The sequence below is a fragment of the Prochlorococcus marinus str. GP2 genome (genome assembly GCF_000759885.1).
Classification (GTDB): Bacteria; Cyanobacteriota; Cyanobacteriia; order PCC-6307; family Cyanobiaceae; genus Prochlorococcus_A; species Prochlorococcus_A marinus_J.
The window spans coordinates 112,689-136,999 of the sequence record NZ_JNAH01000004.1 but is presented as its reverse complement, the minus strand read 5'-3'; the positions used below and the strand labels follow the sequence as shown (position 1 = coordinate 136,999).

33 protein-coding genes are annotated in these 24,311 nt (G+C 28.2%); 26 read left to right on the top strand and 7 right to left on the bottom strand.

What is annotated here, in order from left to right:
• Positions 1 to 11: 11 nt before the first annotated feature.
• Entirely contained in the window at positions 12 to 410 is a 399-nt protein-coding gene (locus EU91_RS04610) for a hypothetical protein (protein WP_032524352.1), read from the bottom strand.
• A 75-nt stretch (positions 411 to 485) separates the two neighbouring features.
• Between EU91_RS04610 and EU91_RS09345 the strand changes: the two genes are divergently transcribed.
• The 3 genes from EU91_RS09345 (at position 486) to EU91_RS04620 (ending at position 1,541) form a co-directional block, all read left to right on the top strand.
• The gene (locus tag EU91_RS09345; protein ID WP_193741602.1) at positions 486 to 632 is read left to right on the top strand and encodes a hypothetical protein; all 147 of its coding nucleotides are present in this window, start codon (positions 486 to 488) and stop codon (positions 630 to 632) included.
• A gap of 92 nt (positions 633 to 724) precedes the next feature.
• A complete protein-coding gene (locus tag EU91_RS04615) occupies positions 725 to 1,021 on the top strand; it encodes a hypothetical protein (protein ID WP_012007619.1) in 297 nt (98 codons plus the stop codon).
• A gap of 337 nt (positions 1,022 to 1,358) precedes the next feature.
• Positions 1,359 to 1,541: a hypothetical protein gene (locus EU91_RS04620; protein WP_032524351.1), complete on the top strand. Its 183-nt coding sequence runs from the start codon at positions 1,359 to 1,361 to the stop codon at positions 1,539 to 1,541.
• A 20-nt stretch (positions 1,542 to 1,561) separates the two neighbouring features.
• Here the strand turns inward: EU91_RS04620 and EU91_RS04625 are convergent, their stop codons facing one another.
• A complete protein-coding gene (locus EU91_RS04625) occupies positions 1,562 to 1,903 on the bottom strand; it encodes a hypothetical protein (RefSeq protein ID WP_032524350.1) in 342 nt (113 codons plus the stop codon).
• Between the two features lie 361 nt (positions 1,904 to 2,264).
• Between EU91_RS04625 and EU91_RS04630 the strand changes: the two genes are divergently transcribed.
• The 3 genes from EU91_RS04630 (at position 2,265) to EU91_RS04640 (ending at position 4,832) form a co-directional block, all read left to right on the top strand.
• Positions 2,265 to 2,459 (top strand): hypothetical protein, encoded by a 195-nt coding sequence (locus EU91_RS04630; RefSeq protein ID WP_025931807.1) that lies wholly within the window; start codon positions 2,265 to 2,267, stop codon positions 2,457 to 2,459.
• 157 nt (positions 2,460 to 2,616) lie between these two features.
• On the top strand, positions 2,617 to 3,939 hold the full coding sequence (locus EU91_RS04635; protein ID WP_032524349.1) for a Rieske 2Fe-2S domain-containing protein: 1,323 nt from the start codon (positions 2,617 to 2,619) through the stop codon (positions 3,937 to 3,939).
• Positions 3,940 to 4,043: 104 nt separating this feature from the next.
• A complete protein-coding gene (locus EU91_RS04640) occupies positions 4,044 to 4,832 on the top strand; it encodes an ABC transporter ATP-binding protein (protein WP_032524348.1) in 789 nt (262 codons plus the stop codon).
• Here the strand turns inward: EU91_RS04640 and EU91_RS0108555 are convergent.
• Entirely contained in the window at positions 4,825 to 5,013 is a 189-nt protein-coding gene (locus tag EU91_RS0108555) for a hypothetical protein (protein WP_032524347.1), read from the bottom strand. The genes EU91_RS04640 and EU91_RS0108555 overlap by 8 nt on opposite strands.
• 153 nt (positions 5,014 to 5,166) lie before the next feature.
• On the opposite strand from EU91_RS0108555, the gene EU91_RS04645 reads away from it, so the two are divergent.
• The gene (locus EU91_RS04645; RefSeq protein ID WP_032524346.1) at positions 5,167 to 5,754 is read left to right on the top strand and encodes a Crp/Fnr family transcriptional regulator; all 588 of its coding nucleotides are present in this window, start codon (positions 5,167 to 5,169) and stop codon (positions 5,752 to 5,754) included.
• A 3-nt stretch (positions 5,755 to 5,757) separates the two neighbouring features.
• The gene (locus tag EU91_RS04650; protein WP_032524345.1) at positions 5,758 to 6,048 is read left to right on the top strand and encodes a hypothetical protein; all 291 of its coding nucleotides are present in this window, start codon (positions 5,758 to 5,760) and stop codon (positions 6,046 to 6,048) included.
• On the opposite strand, the gene EU91_RS04655 is transcribed toward EU91_RS04650, so the two are convergent.
• Positions 6,034 to 6,588 (bottom strand): ferritin, encoded by a 555-nt coding sequence (locus EU91_RS04655; RefSeq protein WP_032524344.1) that lies wholly within the window; start codon positions 6,586 to 6,588, stop codon positions 6,034 to 6,036. The two genes, EU91_RS04650 and EU91_RS04655, sit on opposite strands and share 15 nt — an antisense overlap.
• Positions 6,589 to 6,830: 242 nt before the next feature.
• A complete protein-coding gene (locus EU91_RS04660) occupies positions 6,831 to 7,889 on the bottom strand; it encodes an ABC transporter ATP-binding protein (RefSeq protein WP_032524343.1) in 1,059 nt (352 codons plus the stop codon).
• Positions 7,890 to 7,984: 95 nt separating this feature from the next.
• Here EU91_RS04660 and nth point away from each other — a divergent pair, with 95 nt between their 5' ends.
• The 3 genes from nth to EU91_RS04675 are packed head-to-tail and all read left to right on the top strand — an operon-like array spanning position 7,985 to position 9,548.
• Positions 7,985 to 8,638 carry an endonuclease III gene (gene nth / locus EU91_RS04665; RefSeq protein WP_032524342.1) on the top strand — a complete coding sequence of 218 codons (654 nt, stop codon included), beginning with the start codon at positions 7,985 to 7,987 and terminating at the stop codon, positions 8,636 to 8,638.
• Between the two features lie 35 nt (positions 8,639 to 8,673).
• Positions 8,674 to 9,333 carry an SDR family oxidoreductase gene (locus EU91_RS04670; RefSeq protein WP_032524341.1) on the top strand — a complete coding sequence of 220 codons (660 nt, stop codon included), beginning with the start codon at positions 8,674 to 8,676 and terminating at the stop codon, positions 9,331 to 9,333.
• 26 nt (positions 9,334 to 9,359) lie between these two features.
• A complete protein-coding gene (locus EU91_RS04675) occupies positions 9,360 to 9,548 on the top strand; it encodes a hypothetical protein (protein ID WP_032524340.1) in 189 nt (62 codons plus the stop codon).
• 10 nt (positions 9,549 to 9,558) lie between these two features.
• Here EU91_RS04675 and EU91_RS04680 read toward each other — a convergent pair whose 3' ends face one another.
• On the bottom strand, positions 9,559 to 10,170 hold the full coding sequence (locus EU91_RS04680) for a PCC domain-containing protein (protein WP_032524339.1): 612 nt from the start codon (positions 10,168 to 10,170) through the stop codon (positions 9,559 to 9,561).
• A 183-nt stretch (positions 10,171 to 10,353) separates the two neighbouring features.
• On the opposite strand from EU91_RS04680, the gene pgsA reads away from it, so the two are divergent.
• Positions 10,354 to 10,893: a CDP-diacylglycerol--glycerol-3-phosphate 3-phosphatidyltransferase gene (gene pgsA, locus EU91_RS04685; RefSeq protein ID WP_032524338.1), complete on the top strand. Its 540-nt coding sequence runs from the start codon at positions 10,354 to 10,356 to the stop codon at positions 10,891 to 10,893.
• Here pgsA and EU91_RS04690 read toward each other — a convergent pair.
• A complete protein-coding gene (locus tag EU91_RS04690; protein ID WP_032524337.1) occupies positions 10,867 to 11,787 on the bottom strand; it encodes an NAD-dependent epimerase/dehydratase family protein in 921 nt (306 codons plus the stop codon). The genes pgsA and EU91_RS04690 overlap by 27 nt on opposite strands.
• A 92-nt stretch (positions 11,788 to 11,879) precedes the next feature.
• Here EU91_RS04690 and hisA point away from each other — a divergent pair, with 92 nt between their 5' ends.
• The 14 genes from hisA to EU91_RS04760 all read left to right on the top strand — a co-directional run bounded on the left by hisA (position 11,880) and on the right by EU91_RS04760 (position 24,309).
• Positions 11,880 to 12,647 (top strand): 1-(5-phosphoribosyl)-5-[(5-phosphoribosylamino)methylideneamino]imidazole-4-carboxamide isomerase, encoded by a 768-nt coding sequence (gene hisA / locus EU91_RS04695; protein ID WP_032524336.1) that lies wholly within the window; start codon positions 11,880 to 11,882, stop codon positions 12,645 to 12,647.
• 79 nt (positions 12,648 to 12,726) lie between these two features.
• Positions 12,727 to 14,349 carry a DUF3685 domain-containing protein gene (locus EU91_RS04700; protein WP_032524335.1) on the top strand — a complete coding sequence of 541 codons (1,623 nt, stop codon included), beginning with the start codon at positions 12,727 to 12,729 and terminating at the stop codon, positions 14,347 to 14,349.
• Between the two features lie 14 nt (positions 14,350 to 14,363).
• The gene (locus EU91_RS04705; protein ID WP_032524334.1) at positions 14,364 to 14,912 is read left to right on the top strand and encodes a thylakoid membrane photosystem I accumulation factor; all 549 of its coding nucleotides are present in this window, start codon (positions 14,364 to 14,366) and stop codon (positions 14,910 to 14,912) included.
• A gap of 8 nt (positions 14,913 to 14,920) precedes the next feature.
• Positions 14,921 to 16,096 (top strand): hypothetical protein, encoded by a 1,176-nt coding sequence (locus tag EU91_RS04710; protein WP_032524332.1) that lies wholly within the window; start codon positions 14,921 to 14,923, stop codon positions 16,094 to 16,096.
• Complete coding sequence (locus EU91_RS04715; protein WP_032524331.1) at positions 16,097 to 17,152, top strand: hypothetical protein; 1,056 nt, start codon at positions 16,097 to 16,099, stop codon at positions 17,150 to 17,152.
• The gene (gene ruvX, locus EU91_RS04720) at positions 17,149 to 17,610 is read left to right on the top strand and encodes a Holliday junction resolvase RuvX (RefSeq protein ID WP_032524330.1); all 462 of its coding nucleotides are present in this window, start codon (positions 17,149 to 17,151) and stop codon (positions 17,608 to 17,610) included. Before EU91_RS04715 ends, ruvX begins: the two co-directional genes overlap by 4 nt.
• Before the next feature lie 25 nt (positions 17,611 to 17,635).
• On the top strand, positions 17,636 to 18,172 hold the full coding sequence (locus EU91_RS04725; RefSeq protein WP_032524329.1) for a DUF3727 domain-containing protein: 537 nt from the start codon (positions 17,636 to 17,638) through the stop codon (positions 18,170 to 18,172).
• A gap of 5 nt (positions 18,173 to 18,177) precedes the next feature.
• Positions 18,178 to 18,672, top strand: coding sequence for a YqeG family HAD IIIA-type phosphatase (locus EU91_RS04730; protein ID WP_032524328.1), 495 nt, complete (start codon positions 18,178 to 18,180; stop codon positions 18,670 to 18,672).
• Positions 18,669 to 19,751, top strand: a complete 1,083-nt coding sequence (gene proB / locus EU91_RS04735) for a glutamate 5-kinase (RefSeq protein WP_032524327.1) — start codon at positions 18,669 to 18,671, stop codon at positions 19,749 to 19,751. The genes EU91_RS04730 and proB overlap by 4 nt, the downstream gene beginning before the upstream one ends.
• Positions 19,752 to 19,771: 20 nt before the next feature.
• Complete coding sequence (gene lpxD, locus EU91_RS04740; RefSeq protein ID WP_032524326.1) at positions 19,772 to 20,806, top strand: UDP-3-O-(3-hydroxymyristoyl)glucosamine N-acyltransferase; 1,035 nt, start codon at positions 19,772 to 19,774, stop codon at positions 20,804 to 20,806.
• Between the two features lie 28 nt (positions 20,807 to 20,834).
• Positions 20,835 to 21,908, top strand: a complete 1,074-nt coding sequence (gene leuB, locus EU91_RS04745; RefSeq protein WP_032524325.1) for a 3-isopropylmalate dehydrogenase — start codon at positions 20,835 to 20,837, stop codon at positions 21,906 to 21,908.
• Positions 21,909 to 21,997: 89 nt separating this feature from the next.
• On the top strand, positions 21,998 to 22,894 hold the full coding sequence (locus EU91_RS04750; RefSeq protein ID WP_025881193.1) for a phosphoribulokinase: 897 nt from the start codon (positions 21,998 to 22,000) through the stop codon (positions 22,892 to 22,894).
• 142 nt (positions 22,895 to 23,036) lie between these two features.
• A complete protein-coding gene (accD, locus tag EU91_RS04755; protein WP_032524324.1) occupies positions 23,037 to 23,918 on the top strand; it encodes an acetyl-CoA carboxylase, carboxyltransferase subunit beta in 882 nt (293 codons plus the stop codon).
• Position 23,919: 1 nt separating this feature from the next.
• Positions 23,920 to 24,309, top strand: a complete 390-nt coding sequence (locus EU91_RS04760) for a hypothetical protein (protein ID WP_032524323.1) — start codon at positions 23,920 to 23,922, stop codon at positions 24,307 to 24,309.
• Positions 24,310 to 24,311 lie beyond the last annotated feature (2 nt).

Here is a 24,311-nt window from a genome sequence, read left to right as displayed (position 1 = left end):
ATGCAACACCTCTAATTATTGTATTCATCCATCATTTTCTGAAATTTAAGAAAAGTTAAGAACTTTTTATAGATATGCAAATCAAAATCCTCATTATTTGCTTGATTTAAAAAGTTTCCTTCCATGGGGTTTTTATGATTAACTACTTTAGTATTGATTTTGAATTTATCATTTTCTCTTAAAGCATAAGAAGCTTCCGAAAAGTTTTCTGAATCCTTATTATTCTTTTTATTTATTTGGGTTAATATGCTATTTTTTTTGTTAAACATACCTCTCATTGAAAGTGCTTCCTCTACCAAAATACTAATTATTTTTGAATTACTTAAGTTATTTTCTAAACTCAATCTATCAATTATTTTCAATACATCTTCTCTCGGAATAAAACCAACTCTTTTTTTCTTGGTGGGCATCTAAAATTTTAAATAAGTTCAGCACTTGACTATATTAAGTGTTGCACTATATTCATAATAAGTCAATTAAATTTAATGATTTTACCTACAATCTTTCTTTTTGGGGCACTTGGATATTTATTTTATACTTCAAAAAAAGAACTTCTAATAGAAGATGATATTCAATTAGAAAACTCAAAAGATGATGACTATTATGAAGAGTTGGAAGATCTATTCATTTAAAAACACTTTATAAATAATTTAAAACTTTATTTCTTGACCAAAGATATACAAAAACTTGATCTTAATTAAAATAAGAAGGAATAAAAAAAATTATGACTGTTCATCAAGATTATGAAATAAAAATCAATTTAAATGAATTGATAGAGAAGAGAATTCCCTGCTGTGATTTACTTCATCCTGATCATTGTTTAACTGAAAAACAAGTCTCTGAAATTGCACATGATATACGCATGGATTTAAATTTGCATGACCTTTATAAACAAGTAGACCAACATATCATGAACTATGTTAATGCAGCAGGTATTGATAACAAGGATCATTGGGTTGAACCGCATCTTCCAGATTTGGAGAGAGATTTAAAAGAGGAAGTTGGTATAGAATTCGATTAATATTTTCTCTATCAAAAAGATCAATAAATGTATTTTTTTTCTAAATCATCTATTAATTTATAAATACTTTTAGCCGATCTCTTTCTTTTATTTAAAATTGTATAAACTATAAAACCAATGACTATTGTAATAATAGGGGTGAAAATAATAATTTCACGATTCATAACAATCAAAATATAAGCATAATATCCAAATTATTAAAAAATCTGCATCAATAAAATAGGTACTTTATACAAATTTCATTCATCATAAACAATTAAGATTTTTTGTAAAAAAGTTAAAGAATAAAAAATTATTTATACATTATGAAAAAATAAATTTTAATTCAATAAAAATAATGATTAATTATTTTGCCTTAACAGTAAGCGAGATGGGTATTGGTAAAATAGAAATGACAGTAATTGGAGCAGTAATTCTAATATTTCCAATTTTGTTTGTTTATGCATCTAAAAACCTTGATGCTAAAGGAGTTTTTGAATGGATGATGGAGAAACCCAACGATTGGATAGGTAAAAAATAAGACTTTAAATTTTAATATTTCTAGTTAAATTTTAAATTTTCTAAATTACTAATATCAAAATCATACACCTCGCAATTATTTTCTAAATCATTAACTATTGAATTTTTTAATAGAGAATAATCTATCAACTTATTGAGTTTGTTATTTCTAAATTCCTTATTAGTCTCTCCAATAGCAAATTGCAAAGCTCCTTCATGTGAAATACCAAATTTTACAGTATTGCAATAGGTTCTAGTGAACTTATTAGAAATCTTATTAGTATATTTCTCAAGATTTTTAAAGGAAGTATTTAAAGAGTAAACCGGATTACTAAAAAGAAGATGTAAAGTTAAGGTGAATATCGTGAAGATTCTTTTGATCATAATATTCCATAAATTGCAAATTTAATATAGTTTATAATTTAACTACGCCGACTTTGATTTATTAAAAATTTAGAAATTAAAAAGTGTGATGAATATACCATTTCTCCGAAATTTTGTAAGATAAAACTCACAAAATTAGTATTTTTTTTGAATTACATTGGTAGTCTTAAAAAAAAGACTAAATGCTTTTGAAATAATAAAAAATCAATGTCAATATTTAATAGATAAAAATTAAAGATTATCTATTCAATAAATAAATATCTCAAAATAAGTAAATTAATTATTAAATATATGGATTCAGCTATGGAAATGTATTTGAACATGAATTATTCTTTTATTAAGAATTAAATTCAAAATTAATATGGCATTACCAGAACTTATATATGCTCCAATAGATGGCGGAACAATACATAGATATGAAATTAGTGGTGGCAAGAGAAAATTCTTGAGATTTATAGGTTGTTATCTCGGCCAATGCAATTTTCATAAAAATATTGATGATGCAATTGATTACATAAAAAATTTAAAAGAATCGCAAAAGATACAAAAAACATAAAATAAATATACATAAATACAGCAGGGTCCCAATATATTTAAAGAACTATATAAATATTGCTACAAATAATAGAGAATTTTCTTTTTATAAGTAATTGATTATTTACTTGAGTTATAGTTCCGAAAGATAAACAGTCAATTAAAAAAGAAATTAATTTATGGAAAACAGACAAATTAATTTTTTTAAATCAAAAGACTTTAATACCGTTCTCAAGCCTTTTAAAAAAGGAACGGTAGTAAAAATTGACTCGATAGATATTAGAGAAAATAAAAATGAATTAAAAATAGGTTTATTTGGTTGGTATGCAATTTGTCCTTCAAAAGAACTTAAAAAAAATAAGCTACATTATTTTTCACTATATGATGAGCCTCTAGTTCTTTATAGAGATGAGAATAAAAATGTTAGATGCATTAAAAATATTTGTCCGCATAGGGGAGCTTCCTTTTTTGGAGGCACCATATCAGATGGAGTAATAACCTGTCCATATCATGGTGCTAAATTCTCCTCTGGTGGAAGTTGCCAAAATCTTGATAGAATAACATGCAGTCACATAATTGATAATAACTACGATAACTACGCCAAAAGAATTCACTTATCCCAATACAAAGCTTTAGAAAAGAATGGATATATATTTGTACATTTTTCCAAAAAATCTGACACTGATTTAAAAAATATAAGTGAAGATTCACCTATAAGTAACTACGAATTATCTGAAAATGGATTTTTACATGCGGATTATGTATATGAAGAGGTTCTAGTTGACTTTAAATGTGATTGGTCAAGGATAATTGAAAATCACTTAGATATCCTTCATCTTTTTTGGGTTCACGGTGATACAATCCCTGATAAAGATGTTAATAAAAATGTATTAGTAAGTTTTAACCAGAAAATTAATGTCACTCCAAAATATATTGAAAGTATTTATTACTATAAGAATGATCCTACAAAAGAATTTATACGAATAAAATACATTCCACCTGGAAGGATTTTAATTTATAAAGGGAATCCTTCTGAAGCTAGATATTTACAAGTTTTAGACCATATTCCACTAGGAAATAACAAAGCAAGAGTAATAGTAAGACACTACAGGAAATTCTTAAAAAATAAATTAATTAATAACCTTATGTTATTTCAAGAGAATCAAAGAAAGATTTTTTATAAGATATTTGATGAGGATTATATGATTTTAAAAACACAAACATTTAATCACAATATGGGATTTATAAGTAAAGATGAAATAAAATTATTGGGAGAAGACAGAATAATAAATTACTTCTGGAAATGGTACAAGAAATCTGAAGATAAGGATGAACCATGGAAAAATACTAATGAAACTCAAAATATCAACGTATACGACGAAGTAATATTGAAATATCCTCCGGAGATAAAAAACTTAGAAATTATCAATAATATTGATATTATTAGAAAAACATTTTTAAGATTTGCAGCTCCACTTATATTTTTTATGTTGATTATATAACTTATGAAGAAAGTAAATAGACCTTCATGGTTGAATTGGCTTTATCTTTTAATATTTATTTTAAGCACAATCCAATTAATTATATTTTGGAGCAATAAGTTTTAGTGGTTAATAAGTTATGGTTTGAAGCGAAAAACATAAATTGTTTTAAGGGTGGTTTTAGAGTAATTAAAGATTTAAATTTAAAAATTGCGAATTCAGAGAATGTAATATTAATTGGACCAAATGGTTCAGGTAAATCTTCTTTAATAGAAGTAATTAATAGAAATATATACCCAGTAGTAACTAATCAATCAAAACTGAAAATATTTAACGAAGAACTTATAAATTTATGGGAACTGAGAAAAAGAATAAGTACCGTAAATAATGATATTAAAAATAGAATAAATCCTAATATAAAAGTTTTTGATTTAATTTTAAGTGGATTATATGGAAAATATTGTTACATACCAAATAAATCTGAAAGAGATCATTATCAGGTGGATAATATCTTGAAAAATATGAATATATTTAATTTATCTAAAAAATATTTTTCCTATTTATCAGATGGAGAAAAGCAAATTTCTCTCATTGCAAGAGCGTTAATAAAAAAACCTGAAATTTTAATACTTGATGAGCCAACTGCAAATTTAGATTATAGATCAAAGTTTTTAGTGATTGATAAAATTAATGAATTATCAAAATTAAACAGCAAAATTTTTTGTGTTACCCATGATATTTCGATGATTACAAATATTTTTGATCGAGTCATAATGATGAAAGATGGCGAAATTATCGCTGATGGATATCAAAATGAGGTTATTAATAGCGAAAATCTTAATAGGTTATATGGTATTGATGTTGAAGTAACTAAAAATAATAGTTTTTGGTCTATTAAGAGATTATCTAAATAAGAATTATTAAAATAGCTATTCCAATAACAAGAAAAATTAATTTTCCACTTTTTAAAAATGAAGAAGATTTATTTTTAAATGAAGAAGATCCACATTTAGAGCAAATTATCTTGCCTCCTAAAGATCGATCTGAAACTAATGCAGAACTCCCACAATTAAGACAGACTCTATTTGTGTTCATCTAAAAAATTTTTTTTAGGAATACAACTTAATTATATTCTTAAAAACATATATTAAGAAAAGCAAAAATTTATTTATGATAATGAGAATCTATTGCAATAAGTTATTAAATAGTGCATAATTGATAATAATTCTCATTATCAAAACCTTTCAGATGAATTTCCATAGTTATGGGGAACCACCTTCTAAGTTAGTAAGAATAATAACTGGTCAATCCGTTTTAATAGATCCTTCATCAAGGCCAAAAGGAACATGTCTAGAAATTGAGAGTGGGATTGCAAGAGTCTATTGCCCTTGCGAAGAAACGGAAGGGATGACACTAGCCTTCCTACAGTCAGGGGACCAGTTAAGAACTGACCTTTTATGTAGTGAGGGTGTATGCGTTGAAGCATTAACAGATTTATCGTTCCATAGCAGTGGAATTATTAATGAAAATGTAGGTTTTGATGCAGTAAATGAGTGGACATTGCAACTCCTCAGAATTAGACACTTGGGAAATGCTGAACAAAGGTTACAGGCTTTATTTTCTATATTAGTAAACCGATTAGGAAGAAGATGTGGTCAATGGTGTGAATTACCTTTTAGGTTAACTCATGAAAGGATAGGTGAATTAATTGGTTCAACACGAGTAACATCAACCAGGTTAATTTCTAAATTAAGGTCCTCTGAGTTAATGATAGCTCCAGTTGGCACTCAAACTGTCAGTGTTGCACCTTCTTTTATTGAATCATCATTACTATAGAAAATGGAAGAATCACAATCAATTACTAATACCCTATTAATAGAAATAGATGTATTGACTAATCGAATCAGAAATATAAGAGAATCCCTTAAAACTACTCAAAATAAGGGGTTAAAGGAAAGACTATATTATGAAAATAAAAATATATTTCAAAGGGTTAATGAGATCTATAGAATAGCTGAATTCTTGAATAAAACAAATAGTGAGAAAATAAATTTTTCAAATTTACTTATTGAAAAAACAAAAAGGACAATAATTGAAAATATATATGAAAGTAATTTATTTTTGTTTTAATTCACTGTCTATCAATAAGATTGCAGAAGGTTGATTAGAAGCAAACTTAACTTTTCCCAGTATATTTGCGAATTCATCTTCAGATTTCGTTTGAGCTTCTACAATTGGATCTAAAAATACGTTGGATCTTGTATCTGAAATTCTTTCTGAAATTGAATAAAGTTGTTGTAAAGATGAAGTTAAATCAGCCTCCATATTGAAAGAAAAAGAAATCAATTCTTCTATTGAGTCCCAAGTCTGAACTGGTGCTGGAATTTCATTCAATTTCACGTTTTGTCCCCTTGCAATGAGATAATCAGCAAATTTTTGAGCGTGTTCCATTTCACCTTGTGATTCACCCAGAAAAAAAGAGGCAAATCCATTTAAATCACGTTCTTGGAACCATAGATATATCGAAAAATATTGAACATTCGCATATCTTTCCATTGTAAGATGTTCAAAAAAATTATCTAACAAACTATTATCCATAGGTTGGGCAATAGCTCTTCCAGATGGACCAAAATTAATTAATTTCTTTAATTTTAAATTATTTTCATTCATAACTTAAGAAGAAACTAAGTAAATAATACAACATTTTGTATAAATAAGTAATTACTTAAACCTTTAAAATAAATTAAATTATATGATAATGAATATCAATAGCAATATCATAAATGAATTTCGAGTATAATTTTTCTGAACTGTTATTAATTAATAAAATATATTTAAATAAAAAAAAGAAATGTAAAAAGAAAAAATGCTCTAATTGGAAGGGAGGAAAGTGTAATTGCCTATAAAAAAGATTAAATATTTACCTTTATTGCTCCAGGATATAAAAAATAATAACTATTTTTATTTATAGAAAGAAAACATTTATCACCACTATTTAACAGATTATTTATATTAGCTCTAACCCTCAAAATTTCATTATTAATAGATACTTTATAAATAAAATATTCACCAATAAATTCTTTAGAAATTACAACAGCATTACCAGATTCTGATCTTTTAATTGATATAAATTTAGGTGAAATAGACATATTTTTAGTTTTTATTTTGCTTGATAACCCTAAACTATTTATTTCACCTAAACAAGACATGTATGAATTGCCATATTGTTTAAGATTAAGAATATTATTTCCTAAAATAAAACTACTAACAAATTTAGTTTTGGGACTTTTTAAAAGGTTAATTGGAGTATCAATTTGATGTATTTTACCCTCATTCATAACGGCAACTTTATCGCAAATTGACAGAGCTTCTTCAGGGTCATGAGTAACCATTAATCCACTTGCATTGCAACCTTTTAGAATATTTGGAAGTTCACTTCTCAATTTAAGTTTGACATGCATATCAAGGCTGCAAAAAGGTTCATCCAATAGAATAAAATTTGTACCTGGAGCAAGGGCTCTCGCAATTGCAAGTCTTTGTTTTTGGCCGCCAGACAATTCATGTGGGTACCTTCCAACAAAACTATCAAGACCAACAATATTTAGTAAATAATCAACCCTAGATCTGTCTTTTTTGTTTTTCAAACCAAACATTACATTTTCCAAAACAGTTAAGTGAGGGAAAAGCGCATAATCTTGAAAAACCATACCAATATTTCTTTTTTCAGGGCTAAGAATTTTTTTTCTACTTGAAATTTCCTTATCATTTAAAGAGATTTTTCCTTTTGAGGGATATTCAAACCCTGCGATTAATCTTAAAAGAGTTGTTTTTCCGCAACCAGAAGGACCAAGCAAGCCTAACAATTCGCCATTTTCAAGTTTCAGGTTAATTTTGTTTAATATCCAATTTGAACATTCTCGCTTATCATATTTATGATGCAGATCATCAATTATTAACGCATCATTTTTCACTAAGTTCTTCTTATATAAATATATTAAATTAGCAGAAAATATTCACCTAAAATATCCCTTGTATAATTTTATACACCATTTAATTTTCAAATTTAATGAGAAAATCTGAAAGAGCAGAAATAGTACTCAAGGAACTCAAAAAGTTATATCCATCGCCTCCAATACCCCTTGATCATACAAATGCATATACACTTCTAGTCGCGGTAGTTTTAAGTGCTCAATCAACAGATAAGAAAGTTAATGAATTAACAAAAAGCTTATTTAAGGTTGCAGATAATCCAGAAAAGATGATACAGCTAGGTATTAATGGCATTTACGAATACATAAAATTTTTAGGTCTATCTAATCAAAAATCAAAAAACATCTATAATTTATCTAAATTATTGATTGAGAAGCATAATGGTATGGTCCCAGATTCTTTTGAGAAGCTTGAATCTCTTCCAGGGGTAGGCCATAAAACAGCATCAGTTGTAATGTCTCAAGTCTTTAAAATCCCTTCATTCCCAGTCGATACTCACATACACAGGTTGTCACAAAGATGGGGTCTATCAAATGGAAAAAGCGTAGTTCAAACAGAAAAAGACCTAAAAAAAATATTTCCAGTAAATGATTGGAATACCTTACATTTACAAATAATCTTTTATGGCAGAGAATACTGCACTGCAAGAGGCTGTGATGGAACAAAATGTTATTTATGTCGTACTCTTTACCCAAAAAGAAAGAAGAAATTTATATGTAAAAAACCCTAATAAATTAATATAATAATTTAATTAGTTTTAAAATCATGAAAATAGCAATTACTGGTGCATCTGGCAAAACAGGTTATAGAATTACTGAAGAAGCAGTTAAGAAAGGATATAAAGTTAGGCAAATTATTAGAAAAAATTCTAAAGTTTCAGAAGGTCTAGAGAGTTTGGAAAAAATTAGAGTATCTTTAGATAATAAAAAAGAACTTGATAAAGCGTTTAAAGGTATTGATGCTTTGGTAATTGCAACTGGTGCTAGAGCATCATTAGATTTAACCGGTCCTGCAAAGGTTGATGCGTTAGGGGTATACAGGCAATTAGAGAGTTGTAAGAGAGTTGGCATTAAGAGAGTTATTTTAGTAAGTTCTCTTTGTACTGGTAAGTTATTTCACCCATTAAACTTGTTTGGTTTGATTCTTATTTGGAAGAAAATAGGTGAAAACTTTCTACGAAACTCAAACTTCGAATGGACTATTATTAGACCTGGAGGATTAAAGGAAAATGAAGATATTAAATTAGAAAATATAAAATATTCAAAGGAGAATACTCAAATTAATGGATCAATCCCAAGAAGATTAGTAGCACAATGCTGTATAGATTCTTTAAAAAACAAAGATGCAATTAATAAATTAATAGAAGTAACAAGTTCGAATGATAATAAAAAGATATCTTTTAAAAAAGCTATGCAAATGATTTAAAAGATGTAAATATATAAAATAAAACTATGAAAATAAACTCAAAAATTGACGCATTGCAATTAATGCTTACTGATTTAAGAACTAGAAATGAGCCAATAAGACATAAAGCTGCGTTTAAAGGTTGTCAACCAGAATTTCAGAGTCTTGTATCAAGGTTAATAAAGCAGTTAGAGGAAGAATTAGTTGCTGAAAAACTTACTGATCATGCTAGTTAAAAAATTTAGATTACATAAATGAACTCAAGTTATCAATTTTTGCTTGTTCTGAAAGTTCATCATATCCTCCAAAAAATTCATTATCCAAAAATATTTGAGGGAAAGTATTATGGCTACTCTGAGCCATTATTTTTTGAAAGCTCTCATCATTGTCTATTAAAGTAACTTCATGAGGAATAGATAAAGAATTAAGCAACCTAATTGCTCTTTTAGACCAAGGACAATCCTTTAAAATATATGCTTTTACACGTGATTCATTTTTTAATAAATCATTAGTTGAGATATTAATAATTTTTTGTTCAAAAGAAAGTAATAATATATCAGTACCTTTTTTTACAATACATCCCTCCTCAAGATGACCACCAAAGACATTACATCCCTCATCTGCAAAACTCAAATGTAAATGAACATCTCCCTTATTAAAATGTCCATTTAAAGAGACTATCTCTAGATTTCCCTGAAATTTATTTATCTCTTGATTTCCTGGGCATTGAATACAAACTGTTCTAAGATTACCAACCACTCCAGAAACATACCCGTATAAATTATTCAATAAAGAATATTCTTTAATTGAATTCATCAAATCAGATTCTGGAGATAGCTTTAGGCTATGAGATTGCATTAGATATAAGGAATAATTTCGTAATATAAAACATCATCAATCATAAAGAGAAGTTGAGTTTATAATCTTTAGGATTCAGTTTTCAATTGAGTTTGAGAATCTAGCAATAAAAATATTTAATATTTTCAATAAAAATTTAAGCTTATTGAGAGTGTAATATATTTTTTATATACAAAAACCAATTTGTTATTAAGAAAAAATCTTAAAAATTTAACATTGAATATTCCCAACTTATTATCGATATCTCGCCTTTTCCTTGTATTTCCATTAATACTTTTTTTAGAAATTAACAGGCCTTTTTACGTCTTTATATTAATTATTATTGGAGGTTTAACTGATTATTTTGATGGGTTAATTGCAAGGAAGTTTAATCTTAAAACCAGATTAGGAGCTATCCTTGATCCCTTAAGCGATAAAATATTCTATTTAATTCCTTTAACCTTTCTTTGTAAAAACAATTTAATACCTTTCTGGTCTTTGTCATTAATTTTATTTAGAGAAATAATTATCTCTAGCCTGAGGAACTCTACAAAAGACGGTTTACCAGCATCTATGCTGGGTAAATTTAAAACGTTTTTCTTTTTTATTTCAGTAATCAGCTTCTTTACCCCATTAAAAATAAGCTTATTGAATAATTTGGCTTTAATATTTTATTGGTTAGGATTCATTCTGACTTTTGTGACTTTATTAGTCTATTTAAGAATTAAAAAGAATATGATCTGAATTTTCATCAAACTCCTCATTCTTTTTATTATTAAAATCATTTAAAAAACTATCCTTTAAACCATTAAGTAAATCAAATGTTGGCAACCACTCTAAATCATGTTTAATCTTAGAGATATCAGTCTGATAATGATTTAATCTTATTGGAAATCCCTTTCTAGATTTAGGATCTAATTTTTTATAATCAAATCTTCTTAAAGAAATCTCATTTTGGTTTAATCCAAGTACATTCGCACAGAAATAAATTAAACCCTTGATTGTTACTCCTTTTTCACCTGAACAGTTGTAAATATTATTTTTAGAATTTTCAAAATTCATACACCTTATCATTACATCAGTTAGATCAGAAACATGGCCTAACTGAGTAATTAAAGACCCGTCACCAGGGATAGGTATAGATTTTTTAGCATATAACCTTTCAAAAAACCAATTTTCAATTTTATTATAATTTCCCGGTCCATAAATATAAGTAGGCCTAAAACTTGTAAAAGGAATTTTTTGGTTTTTTAACCAATTTTCTGTCTCAAACTTTCCTTTGTGCCTACTATCTGGATCAATTGGATCAACTTCGGATAAGGGTAGTTCAAAATTATCTTTATAAACACCAGCAGAGCTGACATATATATATCTCTGGAAAGAGTTATCTAAATTTTCTATAACAAGTTTAGTTTGTTCTAACTCTCTTCCAGAAATATCATAAACAACATCATACTTTTTATTTCTTAGCCTCATAATATCTTCTGAACTATTTCTATCACCCTTAATTAAATTTGTTTTTTCAGGATTACTTTTATTACCTCTCGTGAAAATATCAATATCATGATTTTGACTTAATAACTTTCCAACCAAAGACCTGCCAACAAATCTAGTACCACCCATTACAAGAATTTTCATATTCAAAAAATATTTAACTGAAGTAGTAATCTAAAATAGAATTACATATTGAATAGTACTACTAATAAGTAATTAATGAAAAGGATGATTCTATGGAACTAATACCAGCAATTGATTTAATAAATGGTAAGTGTGTAAGGCTTTTTAAAGGTGACTTTAATAAAAGAAAAGACTTCACCAAAGAACCTCATGAGCAGGCTAAATTTTGGGAAAGCGAAGGGGCAAAATATATACATATAGTTGATTTAGATGCTGCAAAAACTGGATCACCAAGAAACGATGAATCAATAAAAAAAATTGCAAAAACAGTTAACATACCTATTCAAATAGGTGGGGGAATAAGGTCTCATGAAAGGATAAAACAATTATTTTCTTATGGTATTGAGAAAGTTATCATGGGAACTTCTGCAATAGAAAATAAAGAATTAGTTAGAGACTTATCAAATGAATTTCCTGGAAGGATAATTGTTGGTATAGATGCAAAAGATGGAAAAGTTAGTACAAGGGGGTGGCTTGAGCAATCTAATATTTTAGCCACAGATCTAGTAAAGGAGTTTTCTTCATTTAAAATTGCTAGTTTTATTGTTACAGATATAAATACAGATGGGACGTTAGAAGGAACAAATGAAGAATTCATAAAAAGCATACTTGAAATTACAGATATTCCAGTAATAGCCTCAGGAGGTATTGGATCAATTTCTGATTTATTATCGTTAGTAAAATTTGAAAATTCTGGACTCGTTGGAGTAATTGTAGGTAAAGCTCTATATGAAAATAAATTCACGATAAGCGAAGCGAATAATGTATTGTCATCAGAGAGATTAAATGACTTTGATTTAAACAGAAATTATTACGCTTAAAAGAGTATAAAAATTGATTCAAGGCTGGTATTTGCAGTAATTGTTAGTTAATTTTGTATAAGAGATAAGAAAACTAGTCTTGGAATTAATTTCAAAAAAATCGATCTTGATTATTGCTCCAAGCTTAATAGCAGAATCTTTATCGCTTAAGTTAACATCACTTGACCAAAATTTAAACATTAATTTTAATAATGGAACGGGAGATAAAACTCCGGATTTAGTTATATGGAATGTTCTTAATTTCCAATCAGAAGATCTTATAAGGTTAGAATTATTAAAATTAAGAGAAAGATATGATGAGTCAAAGTTTCTTATAATTCTCTCTGGCGAACTAGTTTATGAAGCAAATACCCCTCCATCGTTAAATGCTGAAGGTTTTCTTTTAAATCCTAGTGCAGAAAAAGTTCTTGAATCTATTGATACCATTTTAAATGGAGGAAGGGTATTTGATATTGAAAACAATTCAAGGGTTCAACTAAATATAAATAAAGATAAGCCTCTGTCTTTTAGTCAAAAAATTTTAACTTCAGGTCTTAAGCAAATAGATTCTGAAATTAATTATATATTCAAGTATGTCAACTCTGATTCAACACCAGAATTTTATAAATTCATTTTAAAAGGAAGATTAAGAGAACTTATTACTGCAAAATCTTTTCTAATTTTCTTATGGGGTAATTCACTAGAGCTTTATACAGAGGCAGTTTACGCTGAAAATAAAATTAATCTTGAAAATAAGAACACTGTATTCATTAAAGATAAAAATACTATTGAAATATGGAATTTGATTTTAGATAGACTAAAAGAAAGGTATAGCTCAACTAACTTAAATGTTGAATTTAATAATTCATCAATAATTCTCTCTGGGATAAAGAAAGAATTTATTTCACGACTAATTTGCAAAATGTTAGATGAATTAGATAATTTAGTAAAAAATATTAAGGAAAACTATAAGGAGAAAGATTTTAAAGATGATTTAAATTCCCTCATAAAAGAACTTAAAGTTAATACAATTTCAAATATCACAGACAGCTATTTTCGATTAAAAAAAGGAAGCGAATCTATTTCAATAAATGATTTTATTTATAGCGAGGTAAATTGCGAAGATATAGATAAAGAATCACATGAATCAATAATGTTTATTGAGCCAATTATTAAAAATGAAGCTCTTGACTATGATGGAAAATTACTCCCTCTATATGAAACAGAATCGTTTTTGATCCTTGAAAATATAATTTCAAATTGGACAATAAGGAACTGTAATTTATTAGCCTCTGAAATCTTTAATATTTGTTCTTCTTGGCCTGAATTAAGAACTGTACTTATAAATCCCGAATTACAATCTACAAGAAATTTTGAAAGATTTAGAAATAATATTAATAACTACAATCGCTGGCATGATTATATTTATATGCCTATCTACTTATATGAGAGTAAACGAGAATATATTGATATTATCGATAAAAAATTTACCCGTTACTTTAAAAATGAAAATAGAGAGAAAGAATTAGAGAATCTAGAATGGCTACAAAAACAAGTTACATTGTTAGTTGAGATAAGAGATGCCTTAGCACCGCAATTAGAACTTGCTGTAAAATATATTGGTAATCTTTTCGTGACTTTTCTTACAAAGGTCGTTGGCAAAGCTATCGGTTTAGTGGGGAAAGGAATCCTTCAAGGATTAGGAAGATCAAGTTCAAAGTAAGTTTTTAAACTTTAATGAAAATAATTCAATGGGTCCTAATAGCATTAATTTTCTTAAGTCCATATAAAGCAAATGCCTCTAGAGATTCTAATAGTTACGATGGCAACATCTTTCCAATATACGCAGGCAATGGGGCTATAGTTCCTCCCCAGACAACTCTTCAGGAATCATTAAAAAATAAAAGAGTCGCAGTTTTATTTTTTTATCTTGACGATAGCTCAGATAGTAAAGCTATGGCTCCGATAATATCTGGTTTAGATTTGATATGGAGAAATAATATAGATATCATTGCTCTAACTACTGATGAATTACAGGATAAAGAAAAGTCTGATCTTAGAAATGAACCTAATTATTATTGGAACGGTTTAATTCCACAAACCATTATTTTAAACAGTGATGGTGAAGTTAAATATGATCAAAATGGAATGATAAATATCGATGAATTAAACAAAGTTATAGGAGAGTTAAAAGGAATTGACATAAATGATACGGAATTTTCTGTAGAAAGTTTTAATGAATACAACAGTATCATTTCTGAAAAAAAAGATAAAAACAATAATTAATTAAAAAAATGATATTAATAAATATCCTCTTAGCTCTCTTAGTTCTCTTAATTTTTTTAATTCTTTCAGATTTATACTTTAAAAACTCACCCAAATCAAAATTAAATCTGGTACCTATAAATTATAAAATCAAACAAAAGGATGGTTTAAACGAATTAATTATTAATTTAAAAATAACGAATACAAGCAAAACCAAAGAGACGATGGTATCAAATATAAATTTTGAATTAGATTTTTTCAAAAGTAAAGGTAACAAATATTGCCAAAATTTAAACTATCAAGAAGATATTTATATAAACAATAATAATAAAATTAAGAATATAAATAATTATTGGCCAACAACAATTATCAAGTCAAATTCAGAATTATTTGTGAAAATCATATATAAATTTGCCAATAATAATCTAAGAAAAAGAATAAAATATCTATGGTTAAAAGTATTTTGGGAGAACTATGGACATTTTGGCATTTCAAATAATAAGGATTGTTTGTTAATTAATTTAGATGGTCAAAAACAAAAACCGAAAGAAGTTTATGAAATACCTTTAAATAATAAATATAAAGCTTTTGCTATTAAAACTGATTTACTTGGTTGCTTTGATAACCCAGTAAATACTGTGATTGAATACTGTAAAGGAATTGTAGAAGAAAATGATATTTTAACAATCGGTGAGAGTCCACTAGCGATTATGCAAAATAGATATATTTCCCCTCAAAATTTAAAATATAGTTTATTTTCGCAAGCTTTATGTTATTTTTTTCACCCTACAAGTAGTCTAGCAACAGCTTGCGGCATGCAATTATTAATAAATAGAATCGGAGTCACAAGAATAACCTTTGCACTATTTGTTGGATTTCTCTTCAAGTTAGTTGGTATTAAGGGTATGTTTTATAGGTTAACTGGTTCAGAATCATCTCTCATTGATGATATAAGCGGTACAGTTACCCCTTACGATAAGAGTATTGTTATGGGTCCTCTCAATGCAGAATTATTTTGTAAGGAGGTCTCGAATTATCTGAATATAGATGTTGCTGTAGTCGATGTTAATGATCTTGGAGGTGTGAAAGTCTTAGCTAGTTCAAATAAAACAGTAAATAAAATACTCAAAAGAAACTTAATATCTAATCCAGCTGGCAATGGAGATGAAAAAACTCCTATAGTATTAATAAGAGAAAAAAAGTAAATGAAAAAAAATACCTCTTATTCTTTTCAATCTAAAAAAGGGATGGAAGTAATTTTTGAAGAACTCCACATAAGGCACATTAACCTTTTAATAGATATTAAAAATAAGGAATTGAATAATTGGTTTTTAAAGATGGCAATTATAAATACTTTTGATGACTTAAAAATTTTTTTAAATAGTCTTAAGAAAAATAAAAATAAATGCATAATTGCTATACATGGAAAAGAAATTATTGGTTATTTGAATATTTTTCCTTTAAACAAAAAAGAGACTTGCTTAAAAATAACCAAGCCCAAGTTGATTAACAACAAATGTTCTTTAACAGATAAACAATTAACTTTAGGATTGATAAAAAAATCTATTTCAATAAATGATATTAAAACTTCAAGTTGGATAATTAACGCTGATATAAATAATGTTGACCTTATATCCACCTCAAGAGAATTAGGCTTTCAACCGTTAGGAGAAATAATCCTTTGGTATGGTTCTAATCTAAATAAATCTTTAAAGCAAAATACCAACGCCTATTCATTAATTAATGAATTCCAAAACATTAATAAACAAAATATATTAAAAATAGTGAATTTCATAAGATCAAATCAATCTCCCTTAATAAGAAATCTTTTAGATTTTGATCAAGATGACATTCTTAAAAGAAATAACTCTAAAAGTGGTGCCTTAATATATGAAAATTCAGTTCTATGTACAATTTTAAAAGATATAAATCATCAAAAAGAAGAAATTTATACTTTAACTATCAGTAGATATTGGGATAAAAGATTCGATTCTATTTTGAAAGAATTTATAAAAAGATTTTTTGAAAAATCTCCTGTTTCATATTTAAAAACCTATAAAGAAAACTCTCAATTAAATCTTTTTCTCGAAGAATGTAATCTCAAAGAAAAAAATCAAGAAATAATTCTTGTCAGGAACACAATAGTTAAGAATGAAGCCAAACAAGTAAATATAATAAACCAATCTTTGGAATCAATCTTTGAAAAATTAAGTCCACAAGGTAATCCATATCCATCCCCTTTTCCATTAAAAACAAAGTGAAATTTTGTAAACCCAAACCCAAGTCAATTTTGAGTTTGGATATAGGTACTAAAAGAATAGGATTAGCTTATTGTGATCCACTCTGCATAACATCAAATATACTTCCAGCAGTGAAACGGTTTGAAAATAATCAAGAGATTAAAATCATTAGAAATTATATAAATGAATTTAATTTGACTGGGTTTATTGTGGGTATTCCATTAGATGACGAAGGTAAAATGACCACTCAAGCTATTGACTGTAAAAATTATGGTCAATTACTTTCAAATGAATTAAAGCTTCCATTTTCTTACGTTAACGAAAATAGTTCAACTTGGGCATCTTCAGATAGATTTGGAATAAAAAAAGATAAATCTGGATTGATTGATAGTTTTTCAGCAAAAATAATACTTGAACAATGGATCGAAGAGGGTCCTGAATTAGAAGTAATAGCTGGTAAACGTCATATAAAATATTAGTATTAAAAAGAATAGATTTTTTTAAATGAAAGAAGCCAACTCAAATGATAATTATGATGCACAGACTCTTTTATTAAATGATTCAAATGGAAACCAGCTATTTTGTTATCTTGAACAATTAGTAAGTGTTGAAGGCCAAGAATATGCTTTATTAACGCCAGTTGATACTCCAGTAAGTCTTTTTAAGATAAACGAAAAAGATGAACCTGAACTAATTGAGAAAATAGATAAAAATGAACAAATACTAAAAAATGCTGAAGCAGTTCTTCAAGAACATGATTTAAGACTAATCCGATCAGCAGTTACATTAACAGTTTCAGGAGAACTTGAAGAACCAATTTACGATGAATTAGAAGAAGATTATATCGATGATGATAGTGAGAGTTATGAATTACTCGTTAACTTTAATCTTTTTGACCAAGAATATGGCTTATATATTCCACTAGATCCTTTTTTTATTGTTGGTAAATTAAAAGACAAAGGTGCCTTATTAGTTGAAGATGATGAGTTCGATAAAATTCAACCATTGATTGAAACTGAGCTTGAAAAAAGTAGTTCTTAAAATAAATGAGATCTATCCTAAAAGTCAATTGGGATTCAAACTTACCAATATATAAGATTTCTCAATCTGAGTTGCAAAAAAAAGGAATTAATTCTTTATTGCTAGACGTGGATGGGACTCTAGTAAATAGAAAATCAAATATGGTGCCAAAAGCTGTAAAAAATTGGATCATAGAATCTAAAAAACTTTTCTCCTTATATTTAATAAGTAACAACCCATCAAAAAAAAGAATCGCAAAAATAGCGAAAGAATTAAATTTAAGGTACATATACAATGCATCAAAACCAAGAAAAAAATTAACTTTGTCGGCTATAAAAGAAATTGACAGAGAGCCAAAAAATATAGCTATTATTGGTGACAGAATTTTTACAGATATTATTGTTGGGAATAGATGTAATATAAAAACAATATTAGTTAAGCGCTTAAATAGGGATGGCTTGCCTATAAAATTTAATTTAACTTTGACAATAGAAAAATTAATTTCTCATATTATAAAATGAAAACTTGGGTTATAAAAATTGGTACTAGTATTTTAAGAGGAACAGAGGAAACATCTACAGAAGAAGTTATTGAAACCCTTTCTAAATCCTTTACAAGTTTTCTTTCAAAAGGAAACAAATTAATTTTAGTAACTAGTGGAGCCGTAGGATTAGGTTGCCAAAAATTAAACATTAAGATTAGACCAAATGATTTAAGCACCCTTCAAGCTACTGCTGCAGTAGGTCAAGTTAATTTAATGTCCTTATACGATAAAGTATTTAATAAATTAGGTCATAATATTGCTCAAATTTTAATAACTAAAGCTGACTTTAATTCACGAGAATCATTTAATAACGCTTCTAAAACTTTAAAAAAATTAATCGATTTGAATGTAATTCCAATAGTAAATGAAAATGATACTGTAGCAAATGAAGAACTTAAATATGGAGATAATGATACCCTCTCTGCTTTAGTTGCCTTAGCTATAAATGCTAACAAGCTTATTTTATTAACCGATATTGAAAATCTATACTCAAAAGATCCACGTAATAATAAAGATGCTCAACCTATTAAAGAAGTTCATAATAGTGAATTAAAAGAAATTAAAGATAAAAATTTTCAAAATTCAAATAATGAATGGGGAACAGGAGGAATTTCTACAAAATTAATTTCTGCAGAGATAGCAACAAAAGGAGGAGTTGAAGTCCAATTAGTTGATGGAACTAATAAAAAAAACTTAATTGAAATTTTTAATGATAATAAAATTGGAACTTTATTTTATCCAGTAGAAAAACCTATAGGAAATAAAAAAAGTTGGCTTTCTCATGCAATTCAAACAGTAGGGAAAATTACTTTGGATGATGGCGCTTCTTTTGCAATCAAAAAAAAAGGTGCCTCACTTCTAGCGGTTGGTGTTAAGAATGTAGAAGGAAACTTTACGATTAATCAGGCAGTTAAAATCGTAAATACAAATAATAAAGAAGTTGCAAAAGGTTTAGTATCAATAAGTAGCGACAAATTAAGAAGTATCTTAAATAATAAAGAAAATAACAACTCCTCGATAATTGTCGTACACAGAGATGTTCTTGCTCTCTCTTAGAAAAAAATTTAAACTGAAAAATGCTTTTAAGTGATTTAGTTGATCTAATAAAAAAAGGAAATTCAAATTTTATTAGTGCCAATATTTTCGAAGATTTAAATATAAATGATGCTGCCTCATTAGATACTGCAGTTAAACATCAAATATCTTTTTTAGAGGAAAATAATATCCTTAAAGAAAAATTAGATCAAACTAAAGCATCAGCAATAATAACTACTAACAACGATGAGATCGTTTGTTCCCTTAAGAAATTCAATATATCAAACATAATCGTTAAAAATCCAAGAATTGCATTTGCAGAAGTATTGGATTGTTTATATAAAACTATAAATTTCAAACCAGGAATTCACGCTTCAGCGGTTATAGATAAAACAGCAATAATTGGAGTAGATTGCCATATTGGACCTAATGTCTATATTGGAGAAAATACTGTAATTGGCGACAATAATCATATTCTTCCTGGATCATCAATTTTAGGCAATGTTCGAATAGGAGATAATAATGTGATTCATCCAAATTGTGTTATTTACGAAAATACTACTCTAAAAAACAATTGTGTAATTAACTCAAATTCTGTCATTGGATCAGAGGGATTTGGTTTTATTCCTAAAGATGGCAAATGGGTAAAGATGCCGCAAAAAGGTGGTGTAAAAATAATGAGTTTTGTAGAAATTGGAACGAATTGTTGTATTGATAGACCCTCAGTAGGATTTACATTTATTGATGAGGGAACAAAGTTGGATAATTTAGTACAAATAGGTCATGGAGTTAAAATTGGAAAGAATTGTGCATTTGCAGCTCAAGTTGGTATCGCTGGAGGAGCAAATATTGGAGATGGTGTTATTTTGGCAGGTCAAGTAGGAGTCAATAATAGAGTAAAAGTTGGAAATAATGTCATAGCTAGTTCAAAATGCGGGATCCATTGTGATATAGAAGATGGCAAGGTAATTAGTGGTTTCCCCGCGATGGGAAATAAATCATGGCTAAGGAGTTCAAGTATTTTTAAAAAATTACCAGAATTAGCAAAAAAACTTAGACAATTAGACAAGCAATAATTTATTCTTCTATTAAACATATATTTAAATGAAGAAATATAAGATTGTTTTATTATCAGGAGACGGGATAGGACCAGAGATTTCAGAAGTTTCAAAAAAAGTTTTAAAAAAGCTTTCAAAAAATCATAATTTCGACATTGAGATTATTGAAAAATTATTTGGGGGGATAGCTTATGAAAAATATGGGACTCCTGCTCCTGATGAGACACTAGATCAATGCAAAAAAAGTGATGCTGTACTTTTAGCATGTGTTGGAGATATTAAATATGACTCTCTTGCAAGAGAATTAAGGCCAGAAAGTGGGTTACTAAAGTTAAGATCTGCTCTAAACCTTTTCGCAAATATCAGGCCTGTCAAGATAAGAAAATCTCTATTAGATGCAAGTACATTAAAAAAAGAAATTGTTGAAAATGTAGATCTTATTGTTGTAAGAGAATTAATAGGGGGTATTTATTTTGGAAAACCAAGAGGACACATAACAAATATAAAAATCCCAAAAGCTTTCAATACAATGATTTATGATTCGGCCGAAATAGAGAGAATAACTGAAATAGCAATAAAAATTGCTAACCAAAGAAATAAAAAAATATGTTCTGTTGATAAATCAAACGTTCTTGAGGTTAGTCAATTGTGGAGAGATACAGTTTTAAATATCACCTCAAAAGATAAAAATATATCTCTAAGCAATATGTACGTTGACAATGCAGCGATGCAATTAGTTAGAGATCCATGTCAATTTGATGTGATTTTAACTAGTAATTTATTTGGTGATATTTTAAGCGATTTAGCCGCAATGTTAACTGGTTCTATTGGAATGCTTCCATCTGCTTCTCTAAACAATAATGGTCCAGGAGTTTTTGAACCTGTTCATGGTTCGGCTCCTGATATAGCTGGTAAAAACATAGCGAATCCTATAGCAATGCTTTTATCTGCTTCCATGATGTTAAAAATTGGATTAAATGAAGAAGAAGCTGCAGAAAATTTAGAAACTGCCATTGATAAAGTTTTATCAAAAGGGTTTAGAACAGCAGACTTAGCTGATGGGTCTTCTGAAGTTTTATCTTGCAGTGAAATTGGAGATAAAATAATGGATGAAATTTAAAAAAAAATTAATAAATAAAAAAATATTTTTAAGTAAAACATAAAGTTGGCATATTACCTGTCAGAATCATTAGATATTGTTTTTAAAAAATGTCAAAACGTCATCCAGTAGTTGCTGTAACAGGATCTTCAGGAGCAGGAACAAGTACAGTAAAAAGAGCCTTTGAGCATATTTTTGCCAGAGAAGATATTGTTCCCGCTGTTGTAGAAGGTGATAGTTACCACAGATTTGAAAGAATGCCTATGAAAAAAGCTATGGCAGACGCTCTTTCAAAAGGTGAAAATTTCTCTCATTTTGGTCCAGAGGCTAATCTTTTTGACAAGCTAGAAGAACTTTTTAAAATTTATGGTGAAACTGGAGGAGGAAAGAAAAGATATTATCTACATAGTCTTGAAGAAGCAGAAGAACATAATACAAGACTTGGGACATCCTTGGAACCTGGACAATTTACTCCATGGGAAGATATTCCTGAGGGAACAGACGTACTTTTTTATGAAGGTTTGCATGGCGGGGTAGAAGGTGATGGATACAATGTGGCATCTTATGCTGATTTACTTGTTGGTGTTGTTCCGATAACAAATTTAGAGTGGATTCAAAAAATCCATAGAGACAACGCAGAGAGAGGTTACTCAGCGGAAACTATTGTGGATACTATATTGAGAAGAATGCCTGATTATATAAATCACATCTGCCCACAATTCAGCAAAACCGATATTAATTTCCAAAGAATTCCCACGATTGACACTTCTAATCCTTTCATATGCAGGAACATCCCAACTCCTGATGAGAGCTTTGTGATCATACATTTCAGAAAAGGGGCAAGAGAGAAATGGGGGATTGATTTTCAATACTTGCTTGGAATGATTAACGATTCATTTATGTCAAGTCCAACAAGTATCGTTGTAAATGGAGGGAAAATGGGTTTCGCAATGGAACTAATTCTTACTCCAATTATTCATAAAATGATTGAGGAGAAAAATAAATAATAATTAATTTTTGATTATCCACTCAAATCATTATATTTTTTTACTTTGAGGATTTTTTAATCTAGAAGATCTCAAATTTTTATATATCTTTCTTGATAAAAGTACCTTATTTAGATTTAAATAGAAAAAAACAGGAAACGTTGTGTCATTAATCGACTGGTTTGCCGCAAGGCGTAAAGATCAATTTGTTGGGAAAGTTTCGCAAGATACTGATGAGGGAGATGGTTTGTGGGTTAAATGTTCAGAATGTTCGCAAGTAGCATATAGAAAAGACCTAATTTCAAATTTCAATGTTTGTAGTAATTGTGGACACCACAATAGGATTAATAGCGATGAAAGGATAAATATAATTGCTGACAAAAATTCATTCGAAGAGTTTGATAGTTCACTAAGTCCTACAGATCCTTTAGGTTTTAAAGATAGAAGATCATATGCTGATCGAATTAAAGAAAGTCAAGCAGGCACAGGTTTAAGAGATGGAGTTGTAACAGGTATCTGTTCAGTAAATTCAATGCCCTTAGCATTAGCTGTTATGGATTTTAGATTTATGGGAGGATCCATGGGTTCAGTAGTTGGTGAAAAAATTACAAGGATAATTGAGAGAGCAACTTTAGAAAATTTTCCAATTCTTATTGTTTGCGCATCAGGAGGAGCAAGGATGCAAGAAGGTATGTTAAGTCTCATGCAAATGGCAAAAATATCTGGAGCACTAAAAAAACATAAAGAAAAAAATCTTCTTTATATGCCCTTATTAACTCATCCAACCACTGGAGGGGTAACAGCAAGCTTTGCAATGTTAGGTGATTTAATTTTGGCGGAACCTAAAGCTCTTATTGGATTTGCTGGAAGAAGGGTTATAGAACAAACATTAAGAGAAAAATTACCCGATAATTTTCAAACAGCTGAATATCTTCTTGAGCATGGTTTTGTTGATGTAATAGTTAAAAGGAAAGATCTCAAGGATACTCTGACTAAAATTTTAAAAATTCATGGTGTAAAAGAACTTTCCAAAGCAAATATGTAAAATGAGAATTATTTCAAATTTCTTTTATTTTTCTTTAAGTCTTTTATTTTTTATTTTAAATTTTGCTCCTAATTCTTATGGGATAGGAAATGTTGACTGGGTCTTACTAAAAGAGAATAATGAAGGGAAAGAATGGCTTGATAGAGGCAGTATTAAGCCTCTTCCAAATGGTGAAATAAGTGTCTTAACAAAGTTCTTTAAAAATCCAACTAATTCAGATGATGATGGAGAGTTATCTCTTTATGTCATGAGAATTAATTGCGATGAAAAAAAGTTCAAAGATACTTCCATAAATGGAATACCTCAATTCAATTCAAAATGGCAAACTTCTAATAATGATGAACTAATAGATGTTGTTATTGAAAATAGTTGTTCAGAGTTTATTGATTGATA

Excerpts from the sequence above, each read along its gene's own strand:
- EU91_RS04625 (WP_032524350.1), bottom strand. The coding sequence starts at position 1,903 with ATGATCAAAAGAATCTTCACGATATTCACCTTAACTTTACATCTTCTT.
- proB (WP_032524327.1), top strand. The coding sequence starts at position 18,669 with ATGAAAACTTGGGTTATAAAAATTGGTACTAGTATTTTAAGAGGAACA.
- EU91_RS09345 (WP_193741602.1), top strand. The coding sequence starts at position 486 with ATGATTTTACCTACAATCTTTCTTTTTGGGGCACTTGGATATTTATTT.
- nth (WP_032524342.1), top strand. The coding sequence starts at position 7,985 with ATGAGAAAATCTGAAAGAGCAGAAATAGTACTCAAGGAACTCAAAAAG.
- hisA (WP_032524336.1), top strand. The coding sequence starts at position 11,880 with ATGGAACTAATACCAGCAATTGATTTAATAAATGGTAAGTGTGTAAGG.
- EU91_RS04680 (WP_032524339.1), bottom strand. The coding sequence starts at position 10,170 with ATGCAATCTCATAGCCTAAAGCTATCTCCAGAATCTGATTTGATGAAT.
- EU91_RS04630 (WP_025931807.1), top strand. The coding sequence starts at position 2,265 with ATGGCATTACCAGAACTTATATATGCTCCAATAGATGGCGGAACAATA.
- EU91_RS04635 (WP_032524349.1), top strand. The coding sequence starts at position 2,617 with ATGGAAAACAGACAAATTAATTTTTTTAAATCAAAAGACTTTAATACC.
- EU91_RS04725 (WP_032524329.1), top strand. The coding sequence starts at position 17,636 with ATGAAAGAAGCCAACTCAAATGATAATTATGATGCACAGACTCTTTTA.
- EU91_RS04670 (WP_032524341.1), top strand. The coding sequence starts at position 8,674 with ATGAAAATAGCAATTACTGGTGCATCTGGCAAAACAGGTTATAGAATT.
- EU91_RS0108555 (WP_032524347.1), bottom strand. The coding sequence starts at position 5,013 with ATGAACACAAATAGAGTCTGTCTTAATTGTGGGAGTTCTGCATTAGTT.
- EU91_RS04705 (WP_032524334.1), top strand. The coding sequence starts at position 14,364 with ATGAAAATAATTCAATGGGTCCTAATAGCATTAATTTTCTTAAGTCCA.
- EU91_RS04675 (WP_032524340.1), top strand. The coding sequence starts at position 9,360 with ATGAAAATAAACTCAAAAATTGACGCATTGCAATTAATGCTTACTGAT.
- EU91_RS04645 (WP_032524346.1), top strand. The coding sequence starts at position 5,167 with ATGAATTTCCATAGTTATGGGGAACCACCTTCTAAGTTAGTAAGAATA.
- EU91_RS04610 (WP_032524352.1), bottom strand. The coding sequence starts at position 410 with ATGCCCACCAAGAAAAAAAGAGTTGGTTTTATTCCGAGAGAAGATGTA.
- EU91_RS04730 (WP_032524328.1), top strand. The coding sequence starts at position 18,178 with ATGAGATCTATCCTAAAAGTCAATTGGGATTCAAACTTACCAATATAT.
- EU91_RS04650 (WP_032524345.1), top strand. The coding sequence starts at position 5,758 with ATGGAAGAATCACAATCAATTACTAATACCCTATTAATAGAAATAGAT.
- EU91_RS04760 (WP_032524323.1), top strand. The coding sequence starts at position 23,920 with ATGAGAATTATTTCAAATTTCTTTTATTTTTCTTTAAGTCTTTTATTT.
- EU91_RS04655 (WP_032524344.1), bottom strand. The coding sequence starts at position 6,588 with ATGAATGAAAATAATTTAAAATTAAAGAAATTAATTAATTTTGGTCCA.
- EU91_RS04620 (WP_032524351.1), top strand. The coding sequence starts at position 1,359 with ATGATTAATTATTTTGCCTTAACAGTAAGCGAGATGGGTATTGGTAAA.
- EU91_RS04615 (WP_012007619.1), top strand. The coding sequence starts at position 725 with ATGACTGTTCATCAAGATTATGAAATAAAAATCAATTTAAATGAATTG.
- leuB (WP_032524325.1), top strand. The coding sequence starts at position 20,835 with ATGAAGAAATATAAGATTGTTTTATTATCAGGAGACGGGATAGGACCA.
- lpxD (WP_032524326.1), top strand. The coding sequence starts at position 19,772 with ATGCTTTTAAGTGATTTAGTTGATCTAATAAAAAAAGGAAATTCAAAT.
- EU91_RS04715 (WP_032524331.1), top strand. The coding sequence starts at position 16,097 with ATGAAAAAAAATACCTCTTATTCTTTTCAATCTAAAAAAGGGATGGAA.
- EU91_RS04750 (WP_025881193.1), top strand. The coding sequence starts at position 21,998 with ATGTCAAAACGTCATCCAGTAGTTGCTGTAACAGGATCTTCAGGAGCA.
- EU91_RS04690 (WP_032524337.1), bottom strand. The coding sequence starts at position 11,787 with ATGAAAATTCTTGTAATGGGTGGTACTAGATTTGTTGGCAGGTCTTTG.
- EU91_RS04710 (WP_032524332.1), top strand. The coding sequence starts at position 14,921 with ATGATATTAATAAATATCCTCTTAGCTCTCTTAGTTCTCTTAATTTTT.